This window comes from Chitinophaga sp. (assembly GCF_035761305.1).
GTDB lineage: Bacteria > Bacteroidota > Bacteroidia > Chitinophagales > Chitinophagaceae > Chitinophaga.
Genome location: NZ_DASTRI010000098.1, coordinates 1 through 9,017 on the forward strand (window position 1 = coordinate 1; position 9,017 = coordinate 9,017).

The 9,017-nt window shown below is 49.8% G+C and carries 9 protein-coding genes; 5 read left to right on the forward strand and 4 right to left on the reverse strand.

The window, feature by feature from the left end:
• Window positions 1–1,821 (forward strand): RagB/SusD family nutrient uptake outer membrane protein (locus tag VFS25_RS08900; RefSeq protein WP_326461782.1); only part of this gene is annotated, 1,821 nt, incomplete at its 5' end.
• A gap of 853 nt (window positions 1,822–2,674) precedes the next feature.
• Here the strand turns inward: VFS25_RS08900 and VFS25_RS08905 are convergent.
• Window positions 2,675–3,190, reverse strand: a complete 516-nt coding sequence (locus VFS25_RS08905) for a YdeI/OmpD-associated family protein (protein WP_326461783.1) — start codon at window positions 3,188–3,190, stop codon at window positions 2,675–2,677.
• 262 nt (window positions 3,191–3,452) lie between these two features.
• Between VFS25_RS08905 and VFS25_RS08910 the strand changes: the two genes are divergently transcribed.
• Window positions 3,453–4,043 (forward strand): cysteine hydrolase family protein, encoded by a 591-nt coding sequence (locus VFS25_RS08910; protein WP_326461784.1) that lies wholly within the window; start codon window positions 3,453–3,455, stop codon window positions 4,041–4,043.
• Here VFS25_RS08910 and VFS25_RS08915 read toward each other — a convergent pair.
• Both VFS25_RS08915 and VFS25_RS08920 read right to left on the reverse strand, forming a co-directional pair.
• Window positions 3,991–4,971: a class 1 isoprenoid biosynthesis enzyme gene (locus tag VFS25_RS08915; protein WP_326461785.1), complete on the reverse strand. Its 981-nt coding sequence runs from the start codon at window positions 4,969–4,971 to the stop codon at window positions 3,991–3,993. The two genes, VFS25_RS08910 and VFS25_RS08915, sit on opposite strands and share 53 nt — an antisense overlap.
• Before the next feature lie 233 nt (window positions 4,972–5,204).
• The gene (locus tag VFS25_RS08920) at window positions 5,205–6,587 is read right to left on the reverse strand and encodes a Xaa-Pro aminopeptidase (RefSeq protein WP_326461786.1); all 1,383 of its coding nucleotides are present in this window, start codon (window positions 6,585–6,587) and stop codon (window positions 5,205–5,207) included.
• 215 nt (window positions 6,588–6,802) lie between these two features.
• Here VFS25_RS08920 and VFS25_RS08925 point away from each other — a divergent pair, with 215 nt between their 5' ends.
• On the forward strand, window positions 6,803–7,234 hold the full coding sequence (locus tag VFS25_RS08925; protein WP_326461787.1) for a VOC family protein: 432 nt from the start codon (window positions 6,803–6,805) through the stop codon (window positions 7,232–7,234).
• A 100-nt stretch (window positions 7,235–7,334) separates the two neighbouring features.
• On the forward strand, window positions 7,335–7,571 hold the full coding sequence (locus tag VFS25_RS08930; protein ID WP_326461788.1) for a DUF3820 family protein: 237 nt from the start codon (window positions 7,335–7,337) through the stop codon (window positions 7,569–7,571).
• Window positions 7,572–7,610: 39 nt separating this feature from the next.
• Here the strand turns inward: VFS25_RS08930 and VFS25_RS08935 are convergent, their stop codons facing one another.
• Window positions 7,611–8,153 carry a DUF4142 domain-containing protein gene (locus VFS25_RS08935; RefSeq protein ID WP_326461789.1) on the reverse strand — a complete coding sequence of 181 codons (543 nt, stop codon included), beginning with the start codon at window positions 8,151–8,153 and terminating at the stop codon, window positions 7,611–7,613.
• A gap of 302 nt (window positions 8,154–8,455) precedes the next feature.
• On the opposite strand from VFS25_RS08935, the gene VFS25_RS08940 reads away from it, so the two are divergent.
• Window positions 8,456–9,017 (forward strand): Gfo/Idh/MocA family protein (locus tag VFS25_RS08940; RefSeq protein ID WP_326461790.1); only part of this gene is annotated, 562 nt, incomplete at its 3' end.

Consider the following 9,017-nt stretch of genomic DNA (forward strand, 5'->3'; position numbering starts at 1 on the left):
ACAATGCAAAAGCGATTATATTTACTGATAGCCATACTGCTGCTGCCTTCCTGTAAAAAATTCCTGGATGAGGAAATGGTAACGCAGATCTCCTATGAATATTATGATACCGAACCGGGTATCGAAGACCTGGTAGACGGCGCCTACAGCGAGCTGCGTTACCTGTTTAACGGCGAGCAAAGCTTTACCCTTTTTAATTACGGGGTAGATGAATACACCGAAGCATCGGACGGGCAGAATAAATATTTTGATGATTTTACCGCGCAGCTGAACCCTACCTCCGCCGCTTACATACATGAAATGTGGACGGCCTACTACCGCGCCATTAATGCCTGTAACATCGGCATAGAACGCATTCCCAACATACAGGGCACCCAGTTCTATACCAACGATGACAACCGGAACCAGCGCATAGCAGAGCTGCGTTTTTTGCGCGCCTTCTACTACTTTATGCTGGTACAGCAGTTTGGCAGCGTACCCCTTACGCTTACCGGCGACATTACGGTACGGCTGGAGTTTGCCCGCTCACCGGTGGCCGACATTTACCAGTCTATTATCAGCGACCTGCAATTTGCGGCGGCCACGCTGCCTGCCACGCAATCGCAATACGGCCGCATCACCAAAGGCGCGGCCAGGCACTATCTTGCCAAAGTATATTTAACCAGGGGCAGCGCTGTTACAGAACAGCGCGGGCAAAAGCCTACGGACATGGACAGCGCGGCTTACTGGGCCAACCTGGTGATCACCGACGGGCCTTACCAGCTGCTGGACAACTACGCTGACCTGTGGAACATTAATAACCAGGAGAATAAAGAGGTGATACTGGCCGCGCAGTTCAACAATAACGCCTTTATGCTGAACGGCTCCGGCAACCGTACGCACCTGTATTACCAGATGGTGTACGACCTGAAGCCCGGCATGCAGCGCGACATCGTGAACGGACGCCCTTTCCGCCGCCTGATGCCTACGAATTATACCATGGATATATTTGACCGTAGGAACGACTCGCGCTTTTATAAAAGCTTCCGTACCGCTTACCTGTGCAACAACGCGGCTACCATTCCCAGGTGGACAGCCGATAATGCGCCGTCACCCGCGCTGGTAGGACAGCCCAAATTCAAGCTGGGTGACACGGCCATCTTGCTTACGCTGGACAAAGGCGTTACAGATGCGGAGATCGCCAAAAAATCTTACCTGTGGATCCCACGCAACAAGTACACCAAGCAGGACTTCCTGACGCTGGTAAAGCACATGGACCCCACCCGGCTTGACATCTCTACCGAAACCGCCGGCCGTGACGGCGTATATGCGCGGCTGGGCGAAACCTACCTGATAGCTGCCGAAGCTTATGGCCGCCAGGGCAACTATGCCCGCGCGCTGGAATACATAAATGCGCTGCGCCGCCGCGCCGCTTATAAAGCCGGTGAGGCAAAGCCCATGCAGTACTGGTTTACCGAAGGCGGCGCCTACGGCGATGTAAACAGCACCGAAAGCCAGGTACTGGTAACGGAAGCGGCTTTTGAAACTAATGATCCGCATGAGCAATACCCGCCCTCTGCTACTACCAAGGCTACCCGCTTTATTCACTTTATGCTCAATGAAAGAACGCGTGAGCTGCTGGGCGAGTTCCAGCGCTGGCTGGACCTTGCGCGAACAGAAACCACGTATGAAAGAGTAAAGCTGTTTAACCCGGCGGCCGGCAACATCAAGCCTTTCCACAAGCTGCGCCCCATACCGCAGCAGCACATTGACCGCCTGTTTAAGAACGGCGTACCGCTTACTGCCGATGAACGCGCCGCAGAGCAGAACCCGGGGTATTAGGTGAAGCAAAAAGCAGAAGGCAAAAAGTAAAAAGCAAAAGCAAAAACAAAAAACAAAACGCGGAAACAAAAAAAAGCCGGCCATTTAAAATAGCCGGCTTCTTATAAAGGAATGTCAGGACCTTATGGTTTGAATAATGTTTCGTAGCTGCTTAAACGTTATAGCTTAGTAAACGGGAAAGCAATACTAATATTGCCTCCCAGCCAGGCCATTACCGCAAAGAACAGCACTCACTACAGATTATAGGTAAAGGGAAAAAGTTACACTGCGCAGTAAGTACGTGCTACCGGGCTGCAGTGGCAGGTACAGCGCAGTGTAACAAAAGAAACAGGCATAGGGACGATGCCTTCCGCAGCCGGAAGGGGTAGTTTTCATAGGATATATGCAATGATCGCATCAAAAAGATTTCCCGTTACAGCATGTCACGGATTGCCTGTACAGATATTGGTAAATATGTATTGGTAATAGGATATACGCCTGAAGGCATATTGTAATCGGTTCCTCATACAAAACGGTTTATAGCCTGTTTAAAATATGGTTATACTATTTACGGATATGGTTCGCTATGTATATTGTATGCTGAATATTATTATCGGTATTGGATCTCTTGTACAGTGTTATGTTATGGTTTATATATTCGGCTTTTCATGTAGCTGATGTTTTGATATGGATCTACCAGCTGAGTACGGCACGAAAATATACAACCGTTTGCATCTGTGCAAATGTTTTGAAAGATTTTTTTTCGCGCAATCCCTTGCTGGTTGTCCATTTTAGCAAAATGTGTTGAGGATGAACGCTCCATGTAAATGTGTGTTATAACGCTTACATGCAGCAAATTACATCGCCGGGTGGTTTATGGCTTGTTTTGCCGCTGCTGCGCACGGATCATTTCAGAAAAGCCCTGCTTTTGGGCCAGCGCTGTTACGGCCTGGGCTATACGTTTTGCTTTGGTAGGCGCTGTCTTGGCGCTCTCTATCCACTTCATAAAATAGTTGCGGTGCGACATGGTAAGACCGTTAAAGTATGCCAGCGCTTCGGGTTCATCGGCCAGGCATTCCATTAGCTCAGGGCTGCTTACCGGCTGGGGGTTTTTGTCTTCTGTAAGCTGCAGCGTAAGCGTGGCGCCTTTGCGTTTGCCGGTGCCTTTGCGCATGTCCGCATTAATGGGCAGTATAAAGCCGCCTCCGCCCATGGGCAATAATGCCACAGCCTGTATGGAAAAATTATCCAGCTTGCCTTTTACGCGGAATGCTTTCTTATTGCCGGGCTTCAGCTGGTGTGCAATGTCGGCAGGTATTGCTACATAGCTCCAGCCGGTTTTATCCCCGTTTTCTGCAAAGCTGAGTATAGGAGCGGTGAATTTAACCATAGAACAAATTTAAGAATTACGAATTACGAATTGAAAAAATCGGTGTATGCAGGGAGAGGGGCTAAGTAATGAATAATTAACAATGAATAATGAATAATGAATAATGAATGGAGTGCCTCCTTAAATGCTGTTTAACGGGTAAGATCACTGCCCCAATCCGTAATTTGTAACTGATAATTCGTAATTGTCTTAATCCTGCGCTGCGCTGTCCTTTTTCCGCACTGCATCCCATGTTACTTTTGCATTGTAAAAACTACCCCTCATGGAAAATACATTACAGGGCCGCCCGGCCTTATTGCTGATAGATATTCAGCAGGGTTTTGATGAAATGGAATATTACGGCGGTGAGCGTAACAACCCGCAGGCAGAGCAACGCGCACAGGAGCTGCTGGCATACTGGCGCGAAAATAAGCTGCCGCTGTTTCACATACAGTACAGCTCCCGCGATCCGCGTTCACCCTTATATCCCTCTAAAAAGGGTTTTGCATTTAAGGAAGAGGCCCGGCCTTTGCCGGGAGAGCCGGTACTGGTAAGAAGCGTGAACAGCGCCTTTATAGGTACTGACCTGCAGGCCAGGCTGCATGCGGAAAATATTGACACAGTAGTGGTAATCGGGTTAACAACAGAGCACTGCGTATCTACCACTACCCGCATGGCCGGTAACCTGGGCTACCACACCTTCGTGATCTCCGATGCTACGGCGTCTTTTAATAAAACCGGCGTAAGCGGGCAGCATTTTGATGCGGCGCTGGTGCATGAGCTGTCGCTGGCCACCCTGCAGCACGAGTTTGCCACGGTGCTTACAGCGCAGGCGCTGCTGCAGCAGCTGCGTGTACCGGTTGCCGGTAGTTGACCAGGTATTTTACCTGCTTTACCCATTTGATCTGCTGGCTTAGGCTATCCATATCACACACCAGGGCCTTACGGCCCAGGGAGGCCAGTTCCGCCATGCTGGCCACCCCGCGGGTGTTCGCCTGTAGCTGTTCCATGGCAATGCAGCCCATGCCGTGCAGGGCGTGCATGGTAATGCTGTAGAAGGCTTTGGCCGGCTGTGTAAAGGGCAGCTGCGCCAGGTAATGATTAAACTCCGCTACTGCGCCCATAAAATGTTGCTGCAGCCGCTCAAAGTTGCGGTACAGGTTAGGGATGGTATAAATACCGCTGTGTACATCTTTATATACATCAAAGGCGTCGTTGGTGAGCTGCAGCAGCCCCGCCATCGGGTATAGCATTTTTTGTACGGCAACGGCAGGGTAGTGGTCCAGTATAGAGTAGTAGAGTAAGATGGAGTAGTAGCTTTTCTTGTAGGTGATCTCGTACAGATCGGCTTCACTTACATCCGGCGACATTTGCTTTAACGACGCCTGCTGCCATACAAACACTTCATGCAGGTGGGCAATTACCTTTTCCCGGTCAGGGGATAACAACAGCAGTTGCAGGTACACCTCTTTTACCACATGCTCCTCAAAGCTTTGCGGTATGTGCTTTTCCGGCTGGCGTGTAAAAGCGTCGAGCTGTTCGTAGCTGAGTATATGATCATCAAAGAGGTCGTCGTACAAAGGACCAAAAATGCTGAGCAGCAAAATCCGGTGCTGCTCATCCTCACTTAGCTGCAGTCCGCGCAGCTGGTAAAGGCTGTCGCAGATAACGTTAAGGCTCAGCTGCCAGTATTTATTAATACGCCTGATGATGCCGGCGGAAAAATCTTTGGGCTGGCCGGCCGACAGCTGCGCCAGCATGGGCGGCAGGTGCTCATTAAAATAGCGGGCCTGTTTTTTCAAACGCCATTTTAATGTACACAGGCAACGGATTGTTTGTAACAGGCTTACAGTAGGTTGTTGCATTGTCCGGATAAATTAATTAATAATGAATAATTAATAATTAATTGATTGACGGTTGTAGTTAAGCATTATTAATTCTTCATTCTTAATTATTAATTAACTGTTGATTGCTAATGAACACCAAATGAAGCGTGCATCGCAATCATTATTAATTCTTCATTCTTAATTACTAATTACCTCAGTGCCTCTATAGCAGTAGCTGTTTTATAAAGGGGCTTGCCCAGTAAGCGGCTGCCATCTTCCGTAATTAAAAAGTCCTCTTCTATACGTATGCCACCAAAGTTACGGAAAGCCCCCAGTTGATCGTAATTAATAAAGCTGGTGTGTTTCTTTTGCGCCTGCCAGGCATCCATCAGCTCCGGGATAAAATACAATCCCGGTTCTATGGTAAGCACAAAGCCGGTTTCCAGGGCACGGCCCAGGCGAAGGGATTTAAGCCCGAACTCCGTGCTTTTTACAATCGTATCTGTATAGCCCACATATTGCTCGCCCAGGTCCTCCATGTCATGAACATCCAGTCCCATCATGTGCCCTAAACCGCACTGGAAGAAAAGGGTATGGGCGCCCTGCGCTACTGCTTCCTTTACATCTCCTTTCATCAGTCCCAGGTCGTGCAGGCCTTCGGCCAGCTTCTCACAGGCCAGCAAATGCACGTTCCTGAACAAAACGCCTGGCTGCAGCGCATCTATGGCCGCCTGCTGTGCGGCGGCCACAATATCATACACGGCTCTTTGCTGTGTTGTAAAGCTGCCGCTTACAGGAAAGGTGCGGGTAAGATCGCCTGCGTAGTGCATGGCTGTTTCAGCGCCGCAGTCGCACAGCACCATTTGCCCGTTTTGCAATATGGTGTCCTGGTAGTGGTTATGTAATATCTGCCCGTTTACAGTTAGTATGATAGGGAAGGAAAGATTGCCGCCGGCGCTCAGCGCCACGCCATGCACACGCCCGGCTATCTGCGCTTCGGTAAGACCTTCCTGCGTGCTGCGGATGGCTTCCAGCTGCATATCAACAGAAATGCCAATGGCCTTTTCTATTTCGGCAATTTCTTCCGGCGCTTTAACGGCCCTTTGGGAAACGATGGCTTTAATGAGTGGTACAGATGCTTTGCTTTGTAAGGCGCCGCAGGGAATTTGCAGCCAGCCGGCCAGTTGCTGTGCATTGCCGGCCCGGTAAGGAGGCAGGAAATGAATGGTGCGCCCCGCGCTTTGCGCGGCCTTCAGCAGGCTTTCCAGGGCCGATAGCGGCTGTACGTTGTTAATGCCGGTTTGTGCTGCCTGTTCGCTGATGGTAGGTTTGGGACCGGTCCACACCAGGTCGTCCATGGTAAGCTCATTGCCGAAAATTATTTCCTTGTCATTGTCCACATCTATTACCGCTGCCAGTGATGGGCGGTCAATGCCTATGAAGTACAGGAAGGAGCTGTCCTGCCGGAAGTGGTATAGGTTATCGCGGTAGTTCATGCCCAGCTCTCCGTTGCCCAATAACAGGATAAGTCCCTGGTTAACAGCCGTCTTTAGCCGTTGTCTTCTTGTGGCGTAGATTTCCTTCTTAAACATGGCGGTGAAGCTAATAAAAATCCCGGAGTTGCCTCCCGGATTTTCGTGTTAGTAAGCCGTGTTTTAAATGAATACTGCAGCCCGTTCGCACCATTGCCAGTGGCGGGATAATACCACGGGAATGCAGGTTTTTACCAGGTGGTGCTAACCGCAGCGGCTGATGGTAAACCTGGTAAATAACATACATTTGCGGTGTAACTTTTTAAAGCAACATTATGTCATTGCAGCAACGATTAACCGTTATCACTTTAGGGGTAAAAGACCTGCAAAGGTCCAAAGACTTTTACACTACGCAGTTCGGGTGGAAACCTGTGAACGATAATAACAACATTATTATGTTCCTGCTGAATGGCTTTATACTAAGCCTGTTCCCGTCCGGCGCCCTGGCCGACGATGCCAACGTGCCCGCTGAAGGCGCGGGGTTCAGAGGGTTTACGCTGGCGTATAATGTAACATCCGCGGCGGAGGTGGATGCTTTGTTTGAGCGGTTTGCCGCCAACGGCGTTACCATTACCAGGCACGCTGAAAAAGCTTTCTGGGGCGGCTACCGGGGCTATGTGGCCGACCCGGATAACTACCTGTGGGAAATATGCTGGAACCCTTATATGGAGCTGGATGCGCAGGGTAGTGTAACAGCACACCAGTAGGCGCCGGCGCCCGTGGATCGTTATAGCATACTGCATGCTGCAACTGCACTGAAAAGGCAGGGCTGTTATTTCAGCCTGCAGCCGCTTATCTTTGCCTTATATGGAACCAGCACAACCCAACCCGGAGATATTACAACAGTTAGTGACCATGAAAATGCCCTTTGGCAAATACAAAGATACGGTGCTGTGCGACCTGCCGGTGTCGTACCTGGAGTGGTTCCCGCGAAAGGGCGGTTTTCCCAAGGGCAAGCTAGGTATGCTGCTGGAAACACTATACGTAATAAAAACCAACGGCCTTATGTTCCTGCTGGAGCCGTTGCGGCGTGGCAGAACATAAGGCCGTTATATCTCCTCCCTGCAATTATACGGATGCTGCTTACGGCATTGCCAATCTTGCAGCCATGGTGTCGGCCATTGCCTTGTGCATTTTAATGGCCGGCAGGTATTTTTTGGCATAATCCTTTAACCTTTGCTGATCGCTGTTGGCAGCAGCATCCTCAAAAAGCGCTATTGTTTTTTCGTGATCCCTTACCTGCCCGTTTGCATAAGCGGTGTCGAACATGTGCGGCGACATAGCCATCATTTGCTGCTTCAGCGCTATGTGCATGCTGTCAGGCCCGTTTGGCACAGTAACGTCCCAGTCGTTGGCTATATCATCCAGCTCATTTTGCGCAGTGGTATGGTCCTGCTGCATTTTTTGCCCGAACATTTTAACGCCCGCATCGGCCGACATAGAGTCGGCCAGCTTTCCCATATCCACCTCACTCCAGTTGCCATAAGAGGCCTGTGTCATAAAGTTCTTGTCGTGTGTTGAGATTAAGTGATTGCCGATGCCATCATCATCATCATCAGAACAGGCAGTAAAACAAAAGGCGCTGATGGCCATGCTTCCCGCAAGAAAAAGCTTCATCATTTTCATAATGCGTGTGTTTTAGAATTAACAGGTGATCGCTATTAAGGAGCTGCAGACAATCCTTTAACCATACCAGTCAAAATCTGTGCTTATACTAAACAGGCCCAGGCACAGTGAATTAACCCGCTCATTATGAGCCGGTTATTTTTTACTAATGAGTATACAGCGTATAACAGTGTAGAGCCCATGCATACCCGTACTCTCTAATTTAATAGTAGCCGCTCCGCCTGTGTTTTACACACTGTTAACCACAGTGTGTTGCTTTTTTTATACTTTGTACATCCATAACATTACTAAAATTCCAACAGATGCAACGCTGCCGCTTATTACTGATCCTCTTACTGATCTGTCATTTTTCCGCCATTGCACAGCAGGTGTCCCTGCAGGTGGCCCTGGCCGGTTTAAACCATGACCATGTGCACCTGATACTGAACCGCTACCGCAAGGGAGAAGTGAAGATCCTGGGCATTGCTGAAAGCGATGAGCAGCTGATACAGCGCATGAAGAAAAGATACCAGCTGCCGGATAACATCTTTTATAAAGACGTACCCGCCATGCTCACCAAAATAAAGCCTGATGTGGTGCTGGCTTACAACGCCATTGCCGACCACCTGGCCGTGGTAGAAGCCTGCGCGCCCAAAGGCATACCGGTAATGGTAGAGAAACCGCTGGCCGTGTCTGTTCAGCAGGCGCAGCGCATAGCCGCGCTGTCAAAGCAGTACCATGTGCCGGTGCTCACCAATTATGAAACCACCTGGTACAATACCAACCAGCAGGTGGAGGACATGGTGAACAATCAGCATGACATTGGCCCCATCCGCAAAATGATCGTACACGATGGCCACCAGGGACCTAAGGAAATAGGCTGCA